At 59.8% G+C, this 20166-nt stretch carries 17 protein-coding genes; 5 read left to right on the forward strand and 12 right to left on the reverse strand.

The features are described from left to right. Positions 1-23: 23 nt before the first annotated feature. The 4 genes from ACR0EN_RS10440 (at position 24) to ACR0EN_RS10455 (ending at position 5058) form a co-directional block, all read left to right on the forward strand. Positions 24-1115 carry an extracellular solute-binding protein gene (locus tag ACR0EN_RS10440; protein ID WP_170391999.1) on the forward strand — a complete coding sequence of 364 codons (1092 nt, stop codon included), beginning with the start codon at positions 24-26 and terminating at the stop codon, positions 1113-1115. Between the two features lie 70 nt (positions 1116-1185). Beyond that, positions 1186-2460 (forward strand): ABC transporter permease, encoded by a 1275-nt coding sequence (locus ACR0EN_RS10445; RefSeq protein ID WP_170392001.1) that lies wholly within the window; start codon positions 1186-1188, stop codon positions 2458-2460. A 5-nt stretch (positions 2461-2465) separates the two neighbouring features. Continuing rightward, entirely contained in the window at positions 2466-3677 is a 1212-nt protein-coding gene (locus ACR0EN_RS10450; protein ID WP_480586611.1) for an ABC transporter permease, read from the forward strand. A gap of 160 nt (positions 3678-3837) precedes the next feature. After that, complete coding sequence (locus tag ACR0EN_RS10455) at positions 3838-5058, forward strand: aminopeptidase P family protein (RefSeq protein ID WP_170818746.1); 1221 nt, start codon at positions 3838-3840, stop codon at positions 5056-5058. Positions 5059-5088: 30 nt separating this feature from the next. Here the strand turns inward: ACR0EN_RS10455 and speB are convergent, their stop codons facing one another. Beyond that, positions 5089-6060: an agmatinase gene (gene speB / locus ACR0EN_RS10460; protein ID WP_480586614.1), complete on the reverse strand. Its 972-nt coding sequence runs from the start codon at positions 6058-6060 to the stop codon at positions 5089-5091. Between the two features lie 190 nt (positions 6061-6250). On the opposite strand from speB, the gene ACR0EN_RS10465 reads away from it, so the two are divergent. Continuing rightward, a complete protein-coding gene (locus tag ACR0EN_RS10465; protein ID WP_480586617.1) occupies positions 6251-7621 on the forward strand; it encodes a DUF3179 domain-containing protein in 1371 nt (456 codons plus the stop codon). Here the strand turns inward: ACR0EN_RS10465 and ACR0EN_RS10470 are convergent, their stop codons facing one another. The 11 genes from ACR0EN_RS10470 to ACR0EN_RS10520 all read right to left on the reverse strand — a co-directional run bounded on the left by ACR0EN_RS10470 (position 7622) and on the right by ACR0EN_RS10520 (position 20144). Continuing rightward, entirely contained in the window at positions 7622-9307 is a 1686-nt protein-coding gene (locus tag ACR0EN_RS10470; RefSeq protein ID WP_170420848.1) for a chloride channel protein, read from the reverse strand. It lies immediately after the preceding gene. A gap of 92 nt (positions 9308-9399) precedes the next feature. Next, a complete protein-coding gene (recN, locus tag ACR0EN_RS10475; protein ID WP_480586620.1) occupies positions 9400-11049 on the reverse strand; it encodes a DNA repair protein RecN in 1650 nt (549 codons plus the stop codon). A 36-nt stretch (positions 11050-11085) separates the two neighbouring features. Continuing rightward, a complete protein-coding gene (locus tag ACR0EN_RS10480) occupies positions 11086-11949 on the reverse strand; it encodes an outer membrane protein assembly factor BamD (protein ID WP_170392015.1) in 864 nt (287 codons plus the stop codon). Between the two features lie 126 nt (positions 11950-12075). Further along, the gene (gene lpxC, locus ACR0EN_RS10485) at positions 12076-12996 is read right to left on the reverse strand and encodes a UDP-3-O-acyl-N-acetylglucosamine deacetylase (RefSeq protein ID WP_170401357.1); all 921 of its coding nucleotides are present in this window, start codon (positions 12994-12996) and stop codon (positions 12076-12078) included. A 214-nt stretch (positions 12997-13210) separates the two neighbouring features. Then, the gene (gene ftsZ, locus ACR0EN_RS10490) at positions 13211-14812 is read right to left on the reverse strand and encodes a cell division protein FtsZ (protein WP_480586623.1); all 1602 of its coding nucleotides are present in this window, start codon (positions 14810-14812) and stop codon (positions 13211-13213) included. Between the two features lie 348 nt (positions 14813-15160). Continuing rightward, positions 15161-15580 carry a hypothetical protein gene (locus ACR0EN_RS10495; protein WP_480586626.1) on the reverse strand — a complete coding sequence of 140 codons (420 nt, stop codon included), beginning with the start codon at positions 15578-15580 and terminating at the stop codon, positions 15161-15163. Further along, positions 15567-16901, reverse strand: coding sequence for a cell division protein FtsA (gene ftsA, locus ACR0EN_RS10500; protein ID WP_170392023.1), 1335 nt, complete (start codon positions 16899-16901; stop codon positions 15567-15569). Before ftsA ends, ACR0EN_RS10495 begins: the two co-directional genes overlap by 14 nt. An 8-nt stretch (positions 16902-16909) precedes the next feature. Then, positions 16910-17914, reverse strand: coding sequence for a cell division protein FtsQ/DivIB (locus ACR0EN_RS10505; protein ID WP_170732913.1), 1005 nt, complete (start codon positions 17912-17914; stop codon positions 16910-16912). After that, positions 17902-18819: a D-alanine--D-alanine ligase gene (locus ACR0EN_RS10510; RefSeq protein WP_480586629.1), complete on the reverse strand. Its 918-nt coding sequence runs from the start codon at positions 18817-18819 to the stop codon at positions 17902-17904. Before ACR0EN_RS10510 ends, ACR0EN_RS10505 begins: the two co-directional genes overlap by 13 nt. Positions 18820-18927: 108 nt before the next feature. After that, on the reverse strand, positions 18928-19854 hold the full coding sequence (gene murB / locus ACR0EN_RS10515) for a UDP-N-acetylmuramate dehydrogenase (protein WP_480586632.1): 927 nt from the start codon (positions 19852-19854) through the stop codon (positions 18928-18930). Continuing rightward, on the reverse strand, positions 19851-20144 hold the full coding sequence (locus tag ACR0EN_RS10520; RefSeq protein ID WP_170401372.1) for a hypothetical protein: 294 nt from the start codon (positions 20142-20144) through the stop codon (positions 19851-19853). The genes murB and ACR0EN_RS10520 overlap by 4 nt, the downstream gene beginning before the upstream one ends. Positions 20145-20166 lie beyond the last annotated feature (22 nt).

Consider the following 20166-nt stretch of genomic DNA (forward strand, 5'->3'; position numbering starts at 1 on the left):
ACGGGAAGTACTGGGAGTAACACATGAAAACTACCAAAACACTGCTGACAGCAGCTGCTATTGCGACAGCGGCTGGCGGCGTTTCCGCCGAAGAGATGACCATCGTCTCGTGGGGCGGCGCCTATTCCAAATCACAGCTCAAGGCTTATCACGAGCCCTATTCGGAGAAGACCGGCGTCACCATCCTGAACGATGACAGCTCGAACGAGGCCGTCGCCAAACTGCGTGCGATGAACGAAGCGGGCAACATCACGTGGGACGTGGTTGATGTGGTTGCGGCGGACGCGATCCGCCTCTGCGACGAAGGTCTGGCACTTGAGATCGATTTCGACACTCAACTGGCCCCTGCCCCCGATGGCACGCCTGCCTCCGAAGATTTCGGTGACCTTCTGGTCAGCGACTGCTTTATCCCGCAGATCGTCTATTCAACCACTTTCGGTTATCGCACAGATCTGGTCGGTGATACTCCGCCAACCGACATCTGCGCAGTATTCGATCTTGAAGCCTATCCCGGCAAGCGCTCGCTGGAAAAGCGCCCGATCAACAACATGGAATGGGCGTTGCTGTGTGACGGCGTTGCAAAAGACGACGTTTACGACGTTCTGGCCACTGCTGAAGGTCAGGACCAGGCCCTGGCCAAACTGGACACCATCAAGGACAGTGTCGTCTGGTGGTCTGCCGGTGCCGACACGCCACAATTGCTGGCTGATGGTGAAGTTGTCATGGGTTCGACCTATAACGGTCGCCTGTTCAGCGTGATCGAAGAACAAAAGCAGCCGGTAGCGATGCTGTGGGATGCTCAGGTATTCGATCTTGATGGCTGGATCATTCCTGCAGGCCTGAGCGAAGAGCGTCAACAGCGCGCGCTGGACTACATCATGTTCGCAACTGACACGCAGCGTCTGGCAGATCAGGCCAAGTACATCTCGTACGGCCCGGCTCGTGCTTCCTCTGCTCCGCTGGTGGGTCAGCACGCCGATCTGGGCATCGACATGGCACCACATATGCCGACCGATCCGGAAAACGCCAAGAACACGTTCCTGTACAACTACGAGTTCTGGGCGGATTACCGCGACGATATCGACGCCAAATTCCAGGCTTGGCTGGCGCAATAAGCGTCTGATTTCCTGAGATTGTCGGGGGCGGCCTATCGCCCCCGACCCCAAAAATACCCAAGGGGTAACGATGACTGACGCCACCCAAAATACTGGTCCCATGCTGGCCGCGGACGGCACGCCACTCAAGCAATCGCTGGCCCGGTCTCTGCGACGGCAAAAGCTGCGGGCCTTGATGCTGGTCGCCCCACTGCTGCTGTTCGTTATGTTCTCGTTCATCGTGCCTATTGCGGCGATGCTGTTCCGATCCGTGGAAAACAGCATCGTACAAGAGACACTGCCCTTGACGGTCGAAGCATTGCAAAGCTGGGATGAAACCAGCGGCGAGTTGCCCGACGAGGCCGTTTATGACGCCTTTGTCCGCGACATGGTCGTCGCCGTCGATAACAAGACACACACCCGGCTGGGTTCGCGTCTGAACTACGAAGAGACAGGCATGTCTTCGATGTTCCGCCGCTCGGGTCGGAAAATGGGTAAGCTGGACCCCGAAACCGATGGGCCGTTCAAAGACCAGGTCATCGAGATTCACGACGGCTGGGGTGAACCGCAGACATGGGCGGTTATCAAGACGCATTCGCCCGCTGTCACCAATGGCTATTTCCTGAACGCTGTGGACATGCGCCGCACGCCCGAGGGCGCGCAGGCGCAGCCCGAGGACAAGCAGATCCTGATCAAGCTGTTCGGACGCACTTTGTTCATGTCGCTGGTGATCACCGCGTCCTGTATCCTGCTGGCCTATCCGGTCAGTTATTTGCTGGCGACACTTCCGATGCGGGTGTCGAACCTGCTGATGATCCTCGTGTTGTTGCCCTTCTGGACGTCATTGTTGGTGCGAACCTCGGCGTGGAAGGTGATGTTGCAGCAACAGGGCGTGATCAATGAAACATTGGTCTGGCTGGGACTGGTAGCCGACGACGCCAGGCTGGTGATCATCAACAACCAGATCGGCACGATCATAGCTATGACGCATATCCTGCTGCCGTTCATGATCCTGCCAATGTATTCGGTGATGCAAACCATACCGCCCTCGTACACCCGCGCCGCAAAATCCATGGGCGCGACCAACTGGACGACATTCTGGCGCATCTACTTCCCGCAATCCATTCCTGGCATTGGCGCGGGCTCAATCCTCGTGTTCATTCTGGCGATCGGCTACTACATCACGCCTGAAATCGTTGGCGGCACCAAAGGTGTCTTTATTTCGAACCGGATTGCCTATCACATCTCGTCCTCGCTGAACTGGGGGCTGGCCGCGGCATTGGGAACGATCCTTCTGGGCGTCGTACTGCTGCTCTACTGGTGCTACGACAAGATTGTCGGCATTGATAACGTGAAGCTGGGATAATCGACATGGCCGCACTTACTCCGATATCCCGCAAACCTTTGTCCATGGTCTTGCCAAGCGTTGCGCTGGCAGGCGCCTTCGCCGGTATCTTTGTTGGCGCGGGCAATGGCTCGGTCTTCCTCGGCATCATTGGCGGTGCAGCCTTGATCGCCGCTGTGGCCTGGGTCTACATCACGTTACTCAAGAACGAAAAGCTGGCACGATGGATCAATATCCTTGGCTTTGGCATCGTCGGTTTTCTGTTCTCTGGCCCAATGGGCGGCGTTCTGGGCCTTTTGGGTGGATGGTTCTTCGTCTGGTTTATCTTTTGGCTGTACGAAGGTCGATATCGCCAAAAACTGTTGCCCTATCTGACCGCGAAACAAGTGTTCTATCACTACTTGTTCCGGGTGATCTGCGGCGCGATCTTCGTGTTCCTGATCACCCCGATCCTCGTGGTTTTGCCGCTCTCGTTCAACGCGCAGGACTTCTTTACCTTCACGCCAGAAATGCTGCGTCTGGACCCGGAAGGGTACTCGCTAAAGCACTACCGCGATTTCTTCACCAACAATGAATGGCAGCGCAGCTTCAAGAACTCGCTCATCATTGCCCCGATTGCGACGGTCATCTCGGTCTCGCTGGGGACGCTGGCGGCCATTGGCCTCAGCCAGAGCCACGTTCCAGGCCGCCGCGCCATCATGGGCATCCTAATCTCGCCAATGATCGTGCCGCTGATCATTTCAGCCACAGGCATGTTCTTCTTCTACAGCGATATCGGCCGCTTCATGGAGGGAACACTGGGCATGAACAAGAACTTTGTGGGCTATGTGAAAGTGATCCTCGCTCACGCCGTCCTGGGTATTCCATTCGTCATTATCACCGTGACCGCAACGCTGGTGGGCTTTGACCGCTCGCTGACGCGGGCAGCGGCGAATATGGGCGCGGGTCCAGTGCGGACATTCTTCAAGATCCAGATGCCCTTGATCCTGCCGGGTGTGATCTCAGGCGGCTTGTTTGCCTTCATCACCTCATTCGACGAGGTGGTCGTGGTACTGTTTGTCGGCTCGGCTAGCCAAAAAACGCTGCCATGGCAGATGTTCACCGGCCTGCGCGAACAGATCAGCCCGACTATTCTGGCGGTGGCCACGATCCTCGTGGTGATCTCGATTGCGCTGCTGACCACGGTCGAGCTGCTGCGCCGCCGGTCCGAGCGCCTGCGGGGCCTTTCCCCCGCTTGACGCAGGCCTAGGTCTGATCTAACGATTCACCTGTTCATCCCAGCCGCGATGGCGTCGCGGACGCACTGGGATGATCGGCTCTCGGACCCCGAGACCGCCTGTCCTGAACGCCGGGACAAGTGGCCGGGTTTGCCGCCCGGCAATGATGAGAGACCAAGTCATGACAGATACAACAAAACGCCCCGAATTCTTCATTTGCCACAATGGCGACAAAGCGCCCCTGCCGTTCAGCGAGGGCGAATACGACCGCCGCCTTGGCGCCCTGCGCGCAATCATGGCCAAGCATGACATCCCCGCCGTCCTGCTGACCTCGATGCAGAACATCGCCTATTATTCCGGCTTTCTGTACTGCTCTTTCGGCCGCCCCTACGGCTGCGTGGTAACACAGGACGCTTGCACCACTGTCTCGGCAAACATCGACGCGGGCCAACCGTGGCGGCGCTCGGTTGAGGACAACGTCATCTACACCGACTGGAAGCGCGACAATTACTGGCGCGCAGTGGCCAGCCTGATCGGCGGGGCCAAACGGATCGGGATCGAAGGCGACCACATGACATTGGCGGCGCGCAACACGGCGCTGGACATGCTGGGCGGACCGGAACTGATCGATATCGCACCTGACACGATGTTTGCCCGCATGGTGAAATCTGCAGAAGAAATCGAACTGATCAAAGGCGGCGCACGCACCGCTGACGTGGGTGGGGCCGCCATTCACGCAGCGATCCGTGAAGGCGCCACCGAGATCGAGATCGCCATGGCTGGACGCGACGCGATGGAAGAGGAAATCGCCCGCGCCTACCCGGATGCCGAATACCGCGACACATGGGTCTGGTTCCAGTCGGCGCTTAACACCGACGGCGCACATAACCCGGTGACTAAACGCGCGCTGCAAAAGGGCGATATCCTGTCGCTGAACACCTTCCCGATGATCTCGGGCTATTACACCGCGCTGGAACGCACGCTGTTCCTGGGCGAACCCGACGCCGACAGCCTGCGCCTGTGGAAGGCCAATGTCGCGGCGCACGAACTGGGCCTGAGCCTGATCAAACCCGGCGCGACCTGTTCGGGCATCACGGCTGAGATCAACCGCTTCTTCGCGGATGAGGGCCTGCTGCAATACCGTTCGTTCGGGTATGGCCATTCCTTTGGTATCCTCAGCCACTACTACGGGCGCGAGGCGGGTCTGGAGCTGCGCGAAGATATCGACACGGTGCTGGAACCCGGCATGGTCGTCTCGATCGAGCCGATGCTGTGGATTCCCGAAGGCCAACCCGGCGCGGGCGGCTATCGTGAACACGACATCCTTGTGGTTGGTGAAGACGGCGCCGAGAACATCACCGGCTTCCCCTATGGTCCCGGCCACAACATCATCGGGGCATAAGAAAACGGGTGGGGCTGATGGCCCCACCTACTACCGCTGGTTGCGTTCGTGAAAGATGAAGCCGAGAAAGTTCAGCAACAGCTGCGCTGCCAGAATCTGGGTGCTCTCGGTCGGGTCATACGCAGGCGCGACCTCGACCAGATCGATGCCTACAACATCCCCGCGTTTGGCCAGACCCTGTAGAATTTCCAGTACATCGTAGTAGAGAAACCCGCCATGGCTGGGCGTACCTGTGCCCGCCGCGATTGAAGGGCAAAAAGCGTCGATATCTATCGTTACGTAATACCGTGCCCCCTGCGGGATACGCGCCAGCACTGCCTCGGCCCCCAGTTTGCGCACCTGCCGCACCGACAGGATATCCGAGCCCCGCGCGCGGGCGTCCTCGTAGCCCTCTTTCGCAGTGGATGAGACATTGCGGATGCCCAACTGCGTCATGCCTGAGACATAGTCTTTCTCAATCGCCCGCCGCATCGGGTTGCCATGTCCGGCGGTCACTCCGTGGCGTTCATCGACAAAATCCAGATGCGCGTCGATCTGCACCACATGGATCGGGCCGTTCTGCGCGCAATCCCCGGCGAAGGCATTGATACAGGGGATGTTGATCGAATGGTCCCCGCCAATTGTCACCGGCAAGGCCCCTGCTTTCAGGATCTTGCCCACCCCCAAGGCGATATTCGCATGGCTCTCGTCGGTCTTGGTATGGATAATATCCGCATCCCCCAGATCAACGATCCGCACGGAGCCATCCAGATAGGTTGCGTCATCTTCGTGATCATAAGCCCCGGCGTGGCCGAAACTGAACAGGGTCGAAGCTTCGCGCACGGCCCGAGGTCCAAACCGCGCTCCCGGTCGCCATTGGGTCCCGAAATCGAAGGGCGCGCCGAGAACGGCGATATCCGCCTCTATCTCATCCCAATTCTCAACATAGGGAGATTTGGCGAAGGTTGAGATGCCGACAAAAGGCAGGTTTAGTCGCCCCGCCTTATAACCATGGTCTTGCATGGGTATTTCCTTTTTCATTGCCACTGTCACGTTCGATGACATCAATCGCAGCAGCATCTTGTGCTCAGGATGGACCAATGTCGAGATGCCCGGCGTGCAGCTTCAGAATTTCGAGCCACTCACGCGAGTGTTGCGTGTATGTGATCTGCTTTGCGGGCAAGATCGAATATGAACCCGATCGGAGGATGCCATGTCGATTCCACGTCGCAGCTTTGTCGGCCTGTTGGGGGCAAGCGCTGTAGCACCTCGCGCTCTTTGGGCGCAGGATGACCCTGTCTACGATGCCGTACGTTCAACTTTGTATGGTAGTCGGACCGATTTCGAAGCCGGGATGGCGTTCCTGACCGAGCGCAGCAACCCGGACGTTGTGCCCGCGCTTTTGACGGCGATGCGCTATGGCAGACGGCGAGAGCGAGACATTGCCAAAGTCATGGAAGCGTTGAGTGGCGCGCGCCACGGCACGGACTGGTTCGAATGGATGCTATGGCAAGAACGGAACGCTCAGATTGTACCTCATCCATCTTTGATACCGTTCAAACGCGAAGTTCTTTTGGGCATCGATCAGAACTTCGATGTGTTCCTGAAACCCGAATATTTGCAACGCGACAACATGAAGATTCGGCTGGAAGAGATCAGTTGGGGTGGTGTGCTCAAGGACGGTATCCCTTCGCTGGACAATCCCAAGCTGATCCCTGCGGCGCGGGCGGACTACATGAAAGACGACGATTTGGTCTTTGGCGTCTCGATCAACGGCGATGTACGCGCTTATCCGCTGCGCATCATGGGCTGGCACGAGATGTTCAACGAGGTGATCGGAGGCGTTCCGGTAGCACTGGCCTATTGTACGCTGTGCGGATCGGGGATTTTGTTTGAAACGCAGGTCGAGGGGCGGCGGAAGCCGTTTGTATTTGGCTCGTCCGGGTTCCTGTATCGGTCGAACAAATTGATGTTCGACCGTGAGACGCATTCGTTATGGAACCAGTACACAGGTAAGCCCGTGGTCGGACCGCTGGTCAACAGTGGGATCGAGCTGAAGCAGCGTCCTGTGGTGATCACCCGCTGGGACAGCTGGAAGGCGTCGCATCCGGATACGCAGGTGCTGTCGCTCAGCACCGGTCATCGGCGCAACTATGGCTCGGGCGTTGTGTATCGCGATTACTTTGCCTCACCCGATCTGATGTTCCCGGCCTTGGTCGATCAAAGTCGGCATCGCCAGAAGGACTACGTGTTCGCCGTGCGCCAGTTCGGCGCGGCGCGGGCGTGGCCGTTGGACGCGTTCAAGGGCAAGCCGGTGATCAACGACGCGATTGGCGGGCGGGCACTGATGCTGATGGGCGACCCGGACAAGCGCAGCGTGCGCGCCTACGAGCGTGGATCGCGCCAGTTCCGCGCGACCACCGATGGCGGGCTGCTGGACGAAACGGGCAACAAGTGGCGCGTCACCGAAGAGGCACTGATTGGCCCGGATGGCGCAGAGTTGCCGCGCGTCGCGGGACATATCTCGTATTGGTTTGCCTGGGACAATTATCTGGGCGACGCAGCCAGCGTTTACGGACGCTGATCAAGAATGTTCCTCGGCCGCTGTGGCGGCCAGCGCGCGGTTGTAAGCTTTCAGCGCGTCGATGTGATAGAGCGCGCCAACGGGGTTTTCACAGCCGTCCTTGTCGATGATCACCACCGGGATGCAAGGGATGTCATCGCGGTCGAAATATGGCATCGCGGCCTCAAGCGTGGCGCTGGCCTTGACGCATAGGCCTTGTTCGATCAATGCCTGCGCGTCTTCCTTGGAGATCGAACGCGCGTCCCCCAGCGGGCGCATCACCGCGCCTGCCCGCAACATTGCCAGCAGGTACGCCTGCGGCCCGGCGGCCAGGTGCACATTGCGTCGTTCCAGCTGGGTCAGGAAGAAGGACCGGTCCACAAGGCGCGAGGCCAGCGCAGTGGACATCGAGACCGAAACCATCACGGCGAGGCCGATCTGCCAGTCTCCGGTCAATTCAAACACGATGAGCGTGGTCGAGATTGGTGCGCCCAGCACCGCGGCAGCCACCGCGCCCATCCCGGCAAAGGCATAGAGCGTATGGGTGCCTGACACATCTGGCAGCAATCCGGTGGCGATCAGGCCGAAGGCCAACCCGGTCAGCGCTCCGATCATCAATGAAGGGGAAAACACACCACCACCCATGCGACCGCCCATGGTAATCGCCACTGCGACGGTCTTGATGACCGCGAACAGGATCGCGGTCGTCAGCACAAGGTCCCCGGTCAAGGCACGGATCGTGGTTTCGTATCCCACGCCGATGATGTGCGGAAACCAGACCGCCAACAGGCCGAGCATCGCGCCCGAAACACCGGGGCGCAGCCAGCGCGGCAGAGACAAGCGGTTTTGGATATGCGTGCCGATATCCTCGGCGAAGAAGATCGATCGCATCAGCAGTAGCGAAACCAGCCCGCAAATCAGGCCTAGGATCAGAAAGGCGGGCAGCTCGACATAGAATTGCAACGACCCGGGCGTTTCCAGCGTGAATTCGGTCACGTCACCATAAGCCAGCCGATTGATCACGGTCCCCGCGACCGAGGCGATGACAATGGGCGCAAAGGCATGAACGGCGAAGTGGCGCAACACAACCTCAAGCGCAAACAAGGCCCCGGCGATAGGGGCGTTGAAACTGGCCGAAACAGCAGCGGCCACAGCGCAACCCAATAGGTCGCGCCCGGTGATACCGTCGGCGTGGATACGGTCGCTGACCCAAGTCGAGATGACCCCGGCCATATGCACAACAGGTCCTTCCCGCCCCGTGGATCCGCCTGAGCTGAGCGTGATCAGCGAAGCGAAAAAAGATGCGATACCGGCCTTCTTTTCGACCCGTCCATCAGTGATGGCCGCACCCTCGATCACATCAGCTACCGAACGCACACGGCCATCATCGGTGTACCTGTTCAGGATGATCCCGACGACCAACCCGCCGACCACAGGTGTAAGGAAAATCCAGAGCCAATGCAGCTTCTCAGCATGGCTGTGCAGGAACAGGATATCTTCGGTGTTGTAGAGATAAGCCTGCAACGACGAGATCGCCATCCGGAATCCCAGCGCCATGAAGCCTGCAGCGATCCCGATGACCAGAGCAATAAACCAGAACTGAATCTGGCTGGGGCCACGATGAAGCATTACCCGCCATGCATCCCGCAGCGCCGAGAGGGCTTGATTGAGCTGATTGCGCAGCACGGTGCGGGTCGATTGGGTCATTGGCCCTCGTTGGGGTGGTCGCCTGACCCTTAGTAAGCCACGCGCGCGCCTTAGAAAAGTCGGTTCACGACAAGATGCTCACAGAATGCGCGTCATGCATCCAACAGGGCACGGGCAGCGGCACGTGCCTCATCCGTAATGGTGTCGCCTGCGACCATCCGGGCGATTTCGTCGACGCGGTCGGGGTCGGCCAGCGGGATCACGGTGGACAGGGTCTGATCGCCGGTGACCTGTTTCTGCACCCGCCAGTGATGCGCCGCCCGTGCGGCCACTTGCGGCGAGTGGGTGACGACCAGCACCTGCCCGCCCTGCGCGAGTGCGGCCAGACGGCGGCCCACCGCGTCCGCCGTGGCACCGCCGACACCGCGGTCAATCTCGTCAAAGATCATCGTGCGGGCACTGTCTTCGCCCGTTAGGCAGACCTTAAGCGCCAGCAGAAAGCGGCTGAGTTCGCCGCCCGAGGCGATTTTGTTGAGCGGCCCTGACGGCGCCCCCGGGTTGGTGGCGACGGTGAAGGCCACCGCATCGATGCCTTCGGGGCCCGGGTCGGTCGCAGTGATCTCGGTCCGGAACACGGCGCGTTCCATTTTCAGGGGCGCGAGTTCAGCCATTACTGCGGTGTCCAACGCACTGGCGGCCTTACGGCGCGTTTCGCCAAGCGCGGTGGCCGCGTTGTCATACGCAGCCTGTGCCGCGTCCACAGCAGCGCGTTTGTTGCTGAGGTCGGCGTCACCCGCATCCAGCCGGTTCAGGCGGTCGCGCAAGGTATCGGCGAAGGTGCCCAGATCATCGGGGGCCACATCGTGTTTGCGTGCCAGCGCGCGAATGGCAAAGAGGCGTTCCTCGGCCTGTTCCAGTTCCGCTGGGTTGAAATCGAGCGCTTGCAGACAGGCGTTGACGCCGTCCTGCGCCTCGCCCAGTTCGATAAGGGCGCGACCCAGCGCGGCAATGGGGCCTTCTAACTGGCCACCCGCATTGTCCGACACGCCTTCCAGCCAGCGCACGGCATCGGCCATCGCGCCCTCGGCCCCGTCGCCGTCCAGCAAGGCAAAGGCACGGGCCACGTCGTCGCGAATCCGTTCGGCCCCTTGCATCATGCGGCGGCGGGCGTCGAGATCTGCATCCTCGCCCGGCTGCGGGTCAAGCTGATCCAACTCGGCAACGGAATGACGCAGGAACTCTTCTTCGGCACGCATAGCCTCCAGCGCTGCCTCAGTCTGCGCCAGAGCTTTGCGGGCGATGGACATCTGGCCCCATGCGGCACGCACGGCGGCCAACTGATCCCCTGCCCCGGCATAGGCATCCAGCATTGCGCGATGCCCGCGTGGGTTCAGCAGGCCTCGGTCATCATGTTGGCCGTGCAGTTCGATCAGAGTATCCGACAGCGCCCGTAACACTTCGCCCGAACAACGGCGGTCATTGACCCATGCAGTCTTACGTCCCTCGGCCGTGTTGACGCGGCGCAGGATCAGCTCCTCGCCACCGGGCAGACCCGCCTCGGCCAGAACCGAATGGGCAGGGTGATCGTCAGGCAGTTCAAACTCGGCCACAACTTCGCCCTGTGCGGCCCCCTGACGAACCAGCTCGGCGCGCCCTCGCCAGCCCAGCACAAAGCCCAGCGAATCCAGCAAGATCGACTTGCCCGCGCCGGTTTCACCGGTCAAAGCATTCAAGCCCGGCTGAAACGTCAGCTCCAGCCGGTCGATGATCAGCATGTCGCGGATATCAAGGGCGCGCAGCATCGGGTCTTTAGCGTCCCAAGCCTTTAGCCATGGCCGTTACAACCACTCACCCTTGACGGTCTGGCGATAGATCGTGCTGAGCCAATTGTTACCTCGGCTCTTTAGATCGAGACCACGCGACGTCAGCAACGTGTACCCCGCGTCGTACCATTCCGAGGACTGATAGTTGTAACCCAGAATCGCACCCGCGGTCTGCGCCTCGTCCACCAGTCCCAGCGCCAGATACGCCTCGATCAGGCGATAGAGCGCCTCGGCGGTATGAGATGTGGTCTGAAAATCCTCGACCACCACGCGGAATCGGTTGATCGCCGCAGTGAAGTGATCCTGACGCAGATAATAGCGCCCGATCTCCATCTCTTTGCCAGCCAGATGGTCAAAGGCAAGGTCGAATTTCAGTACGGCAGATGTGGCATACTCACTGTCTGGGTAGACTTCGATCACCGTGCGCAGCGCCTGCAGTGCCTGAAAGGTCAGCCCCTGATCACGACCCACTTCGTCGATCTGATCATAGTAGCTGAGCGCCAGAAGATACTGGGCATAGGCGGCGTCTTCGTCAGTGGGATAGAAATCGATATAGCGCTGCGCGGCGGCGCGGCTTTCTTCATAGTTCTGGTCCGAATGGAATGAGAACGCCTGCATGATCAGCGCACGTTTCGCCCAATCGGAATAAGGATAAAGCCGCTCTACTTCAGAGAAATACCAAGCCGCGTCGTCCGAGCGATTCTGCGACAGCTCGTATTCACCGCGGGTGTAAATCTGTTCAGGTGTGAAACCTTCGAGGTTTTGGCTGCGGTCTGCCCCACGGTTACCAAACAGACCTCCGGCATTGCCACATGCCGTCAAAGTTGCTGCCAGAAGAAGCGCACCTGCGATTCTGACTGCCGCTTTGCTGCCAACCATTCCGCCCATCCTTGTCGTCTACTTAGCGGGAATTACCCCTGATCGGGCCTCGGTCTAGCACATAAAATTCCAGTGCAAAACGCCTTATCCACCCTCATGGCGCAAATGTCGTCAGAGTTGATCAGATCACGCAACCTGCGGGATTTCGCTCCGCACAAGGCCCTGGCCGGGCAGACGCGCGGCTTGTTCAGGGGTACAAAGGATCGGACGCACAGCGCCCGGTGTTTCGAACAGTTTGCGCAGCAATGTGTTGGTCATCGAATGCCCCGACTTCTCGCCGACAAAGCGCCCCAGAATCGGACCGCCTGCAAGATAGAGATCACCCAGAGCGTCCAGCATTTTGTGGCGCACCGCTTCATCCGTGTGACGGAAGCCACCCGGGGTCAGGACTTCGTCGCCCTGTACGACTACCGCATTGTCCAATGTGCCGCCCAAGGCCAATCCGTTTTCACGCATCGCTTCAACATCTGTGCGGCGGCAAAACGTGCGACTGTCGCAGAGTTCACGCGCAAACGAACCATTGCGCATGTCCAAAACCTTTGTCTGGCTGCCAATGGCGTCATCTTCGAAATCAATGTGGAACTCGATCTCCAGACCTTCCGCAGGCGCGATCGATGCCTTTGCGCCCTCTCGTTCAACAGAGACGGGCTTAAGCACCTCATAAGCTAGTACCGGACTAGCCTGACGGCGAACGCCTTTGGCCATAATGCCCTGAACAAAGGCCACGGACGAGCCATCCATGATCGGGACTTCGGGACCATCGATTTCAATCAGTGCATTATGCACACCACATCCGGCAAGTGCCGCCATGATGTGTTCCACAGTCGATACCGACACATTCGCATCGTTAACCAATCGTGTGCAAAGAGGCGTCCGCTCAACAACGTCATAGATTGCGGGGATCAACGCATTGCCCAGCTCGATATCAGTCCGTTTGAACCAGATTCCATGACCTGCCGCTGCAGGCTTCAGAACCATCGTCGCAGGCTTGCCGCTATGCAGCCCAGTGCCCACAAACGTGACTGAAGATTTGAGCGTATGTTGCAATGTGAGCCTCGGTGAGTTGTGTCCAGCCTATCAGGGGCTGTGTTGCACCCTCAACTAAGGAAGGGGGCGTTAAGGCTCAACTCACCTTTTGCAACCGAATGAAACATGAATGTGACACATCGGCAAATCCCTGCTTACACCAGCTCAACACTTTGTGTTTCCACAAAAAAGGGCCGCGCGATGGCGGCCCTTCGGGATGATTTTGTTACCGCGATCAGTTGGCCTGACGCCGTAGGAAGGCGGGAATTTCGATGCGCTCCTGATCAGGATCGGCTTCATCCTGAACAGGCGCCGTCGCGTCAACCGACCGCATCGCAGGCTGTTGGCGTACCGGTTGAACGGGCGTATCGGCCGCATGGCCGGTCATCCGGTCAATCAATCGGTTGAAGCCAAAACGCGGGCGATCCTCGGTCGCTTGCTGCGGCTGAGGGGCCGGTTCGCGAGGTGCCTCAGGCGTCGGACGCAGCCGGTTCGAAGGTACTTTCTGAACTGCGGCCTGCAACCGCTGCATCGCTTCCGGAGACGGTGTGCCGGGGGTCTGGGCACGCGGTGCGTCGTAGGAGTCGACTGTCTCTTCGACTTCGGGTTGCGGTTCGAACTGCGCAACCTGAGGCTGATAGGCGGGCGGAGGCAGCCCGTCATCTTCCTGCTCGGCAGCGGGTTGTTCGTCTTGCCAGCCTTCATTGAACTCGACATCTTCGATGGACTCGAAGAGCGTGGGCGCAATGTTGTCCTCAGCCGGGGCCTCATCTGCAGCGATTTGTTCAGGCGTGGAGTCTTCTGCCGAAACCGTGCGTGTCAGCGGAGCCGACATCGAACGGCGGGCGACCGGTACATCTTCGATTTTCTCGCTGGCATCGATACCGGTGGCAACGACTGAAACGCGCATGCCGCCTTCCATTTCGGTGTCCAGGGTCGAACCGACAATGATATTGGCCTCCGGGTCCACTTCCTCGCGGATGCGGTTGGCGGCCTCGTCCAGTTCGAACAAGGTCAGATCGTGCGCACCGGTGATGTTGATTAGCACACCCTTGGCACCCTTGAGGCTGATTTCGTCCAACAGCGGGTTGGCAATGGCCTTCTCGGCTGCCTGAATGGCGCGATCTTCACCGGTCGCTTCGCCTGTGCCCATCATCGCCTTGCCCATCTCGTCCATCACGGCTCGAACGTCGGCGAAGTCGAGGTTGATCAGACCCGGACGCACCATCAGGTCGGTTACGCCTTTGACGCCCTGATACAGGACATCGTCGGCCATCGAGAACGCCTCGGTAAACGTTGTCTTTTCGTTGGCCAGACGGAACAGGTTCTGGTTTGGAATGATGATCAGCGTATCAACGACTTTCTGCAGCGCATCAACGCCGTCTTCGGCCTGACGCATACGCTTGGCGCCTTCGAACTGGAAGGGTTTGGTGACAACCCCAACGGTCAGGACACCCAGCTCCCGCGCTGCTTGCGCGATGATCGGGGCTGCGCCGGTGCCTGTGCCGCCACCCATGCCGGCGGTGATAAAGCACATATGAGCACCCGCTAGGTGATCGACGATCTGTTCGATGCTTTCTTCAGCTGCTGCAGCACCCACGGTCGGACGCGCACCTGCACCTAACCCTTCGGTGACTTTGACGCCCAGCTGCACCCGCGCCGACGAACGGCTTTGCTGCAGCGCCTGTGCGTCTGTGTTGGCGACGACAAATTCTACGCCGTCCAACTGTTTTTCAATCATGTTGTCGACAGCATTGCCCCCAGCGCCGCCAACGCCAAATACGGTAATCCGAGGCTTGAGTTCGTCGTGCCCGGGCATCGAAAGATTTAATGTCATGCTCTGTCCGCCTGTTTTTTATGTTGCCGCAAAATGCGGTTTTTCTGACCTATCCACAGTCGATTTTACTGTGTCATTTCGGAAACGTCACCAGAAAAATCGCACGAATCCACAAAATATGGAGGAAATAAGGCAGCAAACAGCGGCATTTCGCTGTTACCGCGACATGTTGCGGCGAAAGGCTCATGCGCCACTACACACGGAAAGACCCCACCCGCCTTGAGGGGATGCGAAAACTTTTAGTCGCTCGTTTGGTCGCGGAAAACTGCTCAATGTCCTGCCGCTGGGCCTCTGCCGGGCCTTGAACCTTATTTTGCGGCAATTTGGCAGTTGCCGCAACTGATTTCTTTAGCCTATCGGGGCACTTGGGCAATTCAGGCCATCTTCAGAGATGCTACGGACCTCTTGCGTTTCGCTGCCGACGAAGCGCGCCAGCCGCACCATCAGCCGGTCATTGTACAGGTAGGGCCACCAGCAGACTGGCAGACCATCGGGCGCATCATCGTACAGAAAACAGATCTGGCCATTTGGCGTGGTGATCTGGCCATAGACACAGCCCCGCCCCTCCATCCGCCAGACCGAGAGAGACGGGCTGAGGAATTCCTCGGTCCCGACCAACATACCGCTTCGGATTTCATGGAAGGTGATCGTTTTGCCAACGACGGCGCTCAGAAACGCCTCGGGCGTAATAAGGGTTTGAGCCGGGGCCGCAGCGGGCCCAAGGGCCGCGCCAACGGCTGCACCACGCAGGGCATTACCAATTGTCACGGAACCAGCGCACGGCGCGCTTGAACGGGCGCGCGGCATAGGTGTCGACCGGGATCTCAAAATCCCACCATTCGTCCTGAGGATGCGCTGCAAACAGGCTAAGCCCCACTGCCGAAGAAAAACCGGGCCCGGTCGCGGATTGCGGCAGGCCATGAACACGCAGCGGGCGGCCCAAACGAACACGCTGACCCAGAATCCGGCTGGCAAGCCCGTCTAGCCCCATGATCTGGCTGCCACCACCAGTCAGAACGATCTGCTGGCTTGGCAGGTGGTCGAAACCGGCAGCGTCCAGACGAGTACGCACCTCTTCGAGAATCTCCTCGACGCGGGGGCGCATGATGCCGATCAACTCGGCACGGCTCACGGTACGGCGGTCATGCTCCCAATCGCCAGTATCGCCACCGATGTCGATCAGGTCGCGATCATCGGCTCCGGTCGCGTGAACGCCACCGTTAAAGGTCTTGATCCGTTCGGCCACCGCTGCGGGCACGCCGAGGCCCATCGAAATGTCGCTGGTCACGTGATCCCCGCCCATGCGCACGCAATCGGCATAGATCATGTGTTTCTTCATGAAGATCGAGATGCTGGTGGTGCCGCCGCCCAGATCGATACAGGCCGCGCCCAACTCCTGTTCGTCCTCGACCAATGCGGAAATGCCCGAGACATAGGCCGAGTTCGCAATCCCTGCCAGCTCCAGATCGCAGCGTTTGATGCAGCGGACGATGTTCTGGATCGCCACCGCATCGACGGTGAGCATGTGCATATCCACTGCAAGGCTCTGCCCCAACTGTCCACGCGGATCGATTAGTCCCGAGCGGTTGTCGAGCGCGAAATTCACCGGTTGCGCATGCAGTACCTCGCGCCCTTCGCCGTAATCGGGCACGTCGCAGGCGTTCAGGACACGACCGACCTCGGCTTCGGTAACCAATTGGCCTTCCAGATCAACCTGCGCATCCAGCCCGTAGGAACGCGGGTTCGCCCCTGAGAAGGATGCAATCACGTGATCGACGCGGATATCGGCCATCTTCTGCGCCGCCTGCAGCGCGGTGCGGATGGCGCGCTCGGTTTCCTGCATCGCGGTAACCTCGCCGAACTGCACCCCGCGCGAACGGGTGGTCGCAGCGCCAATGACCCGGAAACCGGTTTGTCCGGCCATCGACCCGATCGAGTTATCCTCGGACAACCGCCCCGTCCCGTCGAAGCGCAATACAAGGCAAGCGATTTTGGAGCTGCCGACATCCAGGATAGCAACTACACCGCGTTGCATTGCCTGTCGGCGCATCTGCCGCATAGCCCTTTGGGACTGATAAAGATCGGTCATCATGGTCGTTACTGCCCGCTACTCACATCTACTTTTGTGTTCCACCAGTCTTCGCTGGCCGTTTTGTTCATTCGGATGGTCGGTCGCTGCCCCAGTCGCATGTCGACCACGGCCACGTCACGTTCTAGAAGGTCCTGAACCTCGTTCACCGCCAACACGCGTTCCAGCGCGCGCGCCGGACGTTCGGTCGGCAACATGATGCGCTGGTTGCGATCCAGCACCAGATCCCAGCGCCGTTCGCCAACGCGCACCAAACCGCGCACGCGTTCGCCCAAGCTGCGGGCTGTGGTCAGGATTTGCAGCGCCTCGGGGACATGTTTGTTCGCGCCCTTCCCTGCGATCAGTGGCAGGGCTGCGTGATCGGCGCGTGCTGAAACACGGTCAACATGAGCTCCGGTTTCATCCAATAGCTCGATCCCGTCTCGGGTGCGCCAGACGATGACCGGCTGGCGTTCGACCACATCTACCTGAAGAATCCCGCCAGGGCGAATGCGTACGGTTGCCGATTTCACCGGGTCAAGCCCGGTGATGGTGTCGCGGATCAACTCCACATCCAGATCCCACGAGCTGAGCGGGAAATCGAGCGGCACGATCTCGCGGATATCCTCAGACAGTGCGGTTCCTGCCCCGTCGATGGCCATCAGGTTGACCATGAATTCGGGGCGCTCCTGGATCGAGGTCTTGATGTCGGCGATATAGGTGCTGACCGCCTCACGACGTTCTTCGGCGGCAAAGAAGCCACCCACCAAACCAACGACGGTCAGAACCGGCAGGCCAATTTTTAGCCCGCGCCGGATGCCGGGGGTGAGCATCCAGCGCTGAAAGCGGTAGCTGAGGCGCGAGGGCGCGGGGTCCACGTTGCGCGCGCGGCCAAAAAGACGCGCCCCGCGCAAATGCAGCTTAGGTTCGGTTTTGGGCTCGGGCCTTGGCGCGGCGGTGAAATCGGCATCCGGCCCCGCCAACGGTTTGGTCCGGTGAATCACCGGCGCGCGGGTGGCGGTCAGCGGTCGCATGAGGCGTCCTCCACCATCCAGGCGCAGAGCTGGCCGAAACTGATGCCAAGATGCTCGGCCTGTTCGGGTACCAGCGAAGTCGGCGTCATGCCAGGCTGGGTGTTGGTTTCCAGCAGAAACAACCCGTCGGCACCCCTGCCGTCATCCCAGCGGTAATCGGTACGGGACACACCGCGACAACCCAGCGCGTTATGCGCCTTCACCGCATAGTCCATGCAGCGGTCAAAGATATCCTGCGGGATCTCGGCGGGCAGCACATGCCACGAGCCGCCGGGCTTGTACTTGGCATCATAATCGTACCAACCGCCATCGGTCATGATCTCGGTCACCGTCAGGGCGCGATCGCCCATCACGGTCACGGTCAGTTCACGGCCCGCGACGTATTTCTCGACCATCACCTGATCAGGCATCGCCTCGTCCAGTTGCGGCGGGCCGTTGGCATTTTCATGCACGATATAGATGCCGACGCTGGAACCTTCGTTGTTGGGCTTGGCCACATAGGGCGGCTCCATCACATGGACCTCGACCACCTCGACCTTGGGAACGATCAGGCTGGGTACGATAGGTAATCCTTGGGCGGCGTAGACCTCTTTGCTGCGTTGCTTGTCCATCGCAAGGGCCGAAGCCAGCACGCCGGAATGCGTGTAAGGAATGCGCATCCATTCCAGTAGCCCCTGCACACAGCCATCCTCGCCCCAGCGTCCATGCAGGGCGTTGAACACCACATCGGGTTGGATATCGGTAAGGCGAGCAGCAAGGTCCGGACCTGCGTCCAGTTCGACCACTTCAAAGCCTTCACCCACAAGAGCGGCTGCGCATTCGCGCCCAGAGCTGAGAGACACCTCGCGTTCCGCCGAGGGGCCGCCCATCAACACCGCCACTTTGGGGTTTGTCCTGCTCGACATACCCAATGTGCGCCTCAATGTCCCCGGACCTTATGTGGTGGTCCGTACTGCGTTTATGCCTTTGATCCGTCGTCCTAATTTGCCTGTTATGGTCTGACGGTCGGGGCTTTATTCTTCCAGCGGATCACCGACCCGCATGATTTCCCACTCTAGCGTGATGCCGCTTGTTTCGTAAACCTTTTTTCGCACCTCTTCGCCCAGACCTTCGAGGTCTGCGGCGGTGGCGTCGCCTGTATTGATCATGAAATTCGAGTGTTTGGGACTCATCTGCGCGCCACCTTTTGTGGCCCCGCGCATACCCGCGTCATCGATCACTTTCCACGCCTTGAGGTCATGCACATCGTCCGCGCGCCCGGTCGACGAGAACCCGGCCGGATTACGGAAGGTCGACCCGGCGCTGCGGTCCTTGGTGGGTTGAGTTTCGTCGCGCTTTTTTAGCTGCGCCTCCATGCGAGCGTGCAGCTCAGCTGGATCGCCCGAGGGGCCTTGAAACGTCGCCGAGATCAGCACCGCGCCTTCGGGCAGGTCGGACTGGCGATAGCGGAAGCTGAGGTCTTGCGGGGTCAGGTCCACGATCTCTCCGGCGCGGGTGACGACGGTAGCCTTTTGCAACACATCCGCCGTATAGCTGCCGTAACAGCCCGCGTTCATACGCACGGCCCCGCCGATCGAGCCTGGTATCGTGCGCAGGAAAGTCAGGTCCACACCTCCATCCGCTGCTTTACGCGCCACATGCGCATCCAGCGCGGCGGCACCCGCGCTGACGGTATTGCCGTCGACCGAGATACTATTGAACCCGCGCCCCAATCGGATCACCACCGCCCGCAGACCACCATCACGTACGATCAGATTGGATCCGACACCCATAGGAAAGATGGGAACATCCGCAGGCAGATCACGCAGAAACGACTGAAGGTCTTCGGTATCGGCGGGTTGAAACAGATAATCCGCTGGTCCGCCGACGCGCAGCCAGGTGAGTTCGGAAAGAGAACGCGCCGCGGACAGGCGGCCACGGACGTCGGGCAGTTCGCTCATGCGCCTTCCCGCGATGCAAGGCTGCGCCCGCCTACTCCCCCCATGATCACCGCAAACAGGAAGGGCAGGACCGCACCGGTCAGCCAGACGAAGGGTCCGAACGCCTGTTCTTCTTCTCCTGTCCCGACACCGGCCAGCACTATGATCAGTACCAGACCAAGGGCCGAGGTCAGCCCGATCAGCCACAGCAGTGCCTTGAGGCCGATCCAGCGCGCGGCGACAAAACCCGCAAGCGTCCCGAGGATCAGGGTAATCAGCGGCAAATAGGCGAAAGTGGCGATGTCGACCATGGGGGCCTCCTAAAAATGGCCA

The sequence above is a fragment of the Ruegeria sp. AB7 genome, assembly GCF_056542625.1.

Bases quoted from the DNA above. Each gene is read 5' to 3' on its own strand.
- ACR0EN_RS10440 (WP_170391999.1), top strand. From the start codon at position 24: ATGAAAACTACCAAAACACTGCTGACAGCAGCTGCTATTGCGACAGCG.
- ACR0EN_RS10445 (WP_170392001.1), top strand. From the start codon at position 1,186: ATGACTGACGCCACCCAAAATACTGGTCCCATGCTGGCCGCGGACGGC.
- ACR0EN_RS10450 (WP_480586611.1), top strand. From the start codon at position 2,466: ATGGCCGCACTTACTCCGATATCCCGCAAACCTTTGTCCATGGTCTTG.
- ACR0EN_RS10455 (WP_170818746.1), top strand. From the start codon at position 3,838: ATGACAGATACAACAAAACGCCCCGAATTCTTCATTTGCCACAATGGC.
- speB (WP_480586614.1), bottom strand. From the start codon at position 6,060: ATGCAAGACCATGGTTATAAGGCGGGGCGACTAAACCTGCCTTTTGTC.
- ACR0EN_RS10465 (WP_480586617.1), top strand. From the start codon at position 6,251: ATGTCGATTCCACGTCGCAGCTTTGTCGGCCTGTTGGGGGCAAGCGCT.
- ACR0EN_RS10470 (WP_170420848.1), bottom strand. From the start codon at position 9,307: ATGACCCAATCGACCCGCACCGTGCTGCGCAATCAGCTCAATCAAGCC.
- recN (WP_480586620.1), bottom strand. From the start codon at position 11,049: ATGCTGCGCGCCCTTGATATCCGCGACATGCTGATCATCGACCGGCTG.
- ACR0EN_RS10480 (WP_170392015.1), bottom strand. From the start codon at position 11,949: ATGGTTGGCAGCAAAGCGGCAGTCAGAATCGCAGGTGCGCTTCTTCTG.
- ftsZ (WP_480586623.1), bottom strand. From the start codon at position 14,812: ATGACATTAAATCTTTCGATGCCCGGGCACGACGAACTCAAGCCTCGG.
- ftsA (WP_170392023.1), bottom strand. From the start codon at position 16,901: ATGACCGATCTTTATCAGTCCCAAAGGGCTATGCGGCAGATGCGCCGA.
- ACR0EN_RS10505 (WP_170732913.1), bottom strand. From the start codon at position 17,914: ATGCGACCGCTGACCGCCACCCGCGCGCCGGTGATTCACCGGACCAAA.
- ACR0EN_RS10510 (WP_480586629.1), bottom strand. From the start codon at position 18,819: ATGTCGAGCAGGACAAACCCCAAAGTGGCGGTGTTGATGGGCGGCCCC.
- murB (WP_480586632.1), bottom strand. From the start codon at position 19,854: ATGAGCGAACTGCCCGACGTCCGTGGCCGCCTGTCCGCGGCGCGTTCT.
- ACR0EN_RS10520 (WP_170401372.1), bottom strand. From the start codon at position 20,144: ATGGTCGACATCGCCACTTTCGCCTATTTGCCGCTGATTACCCTGATC.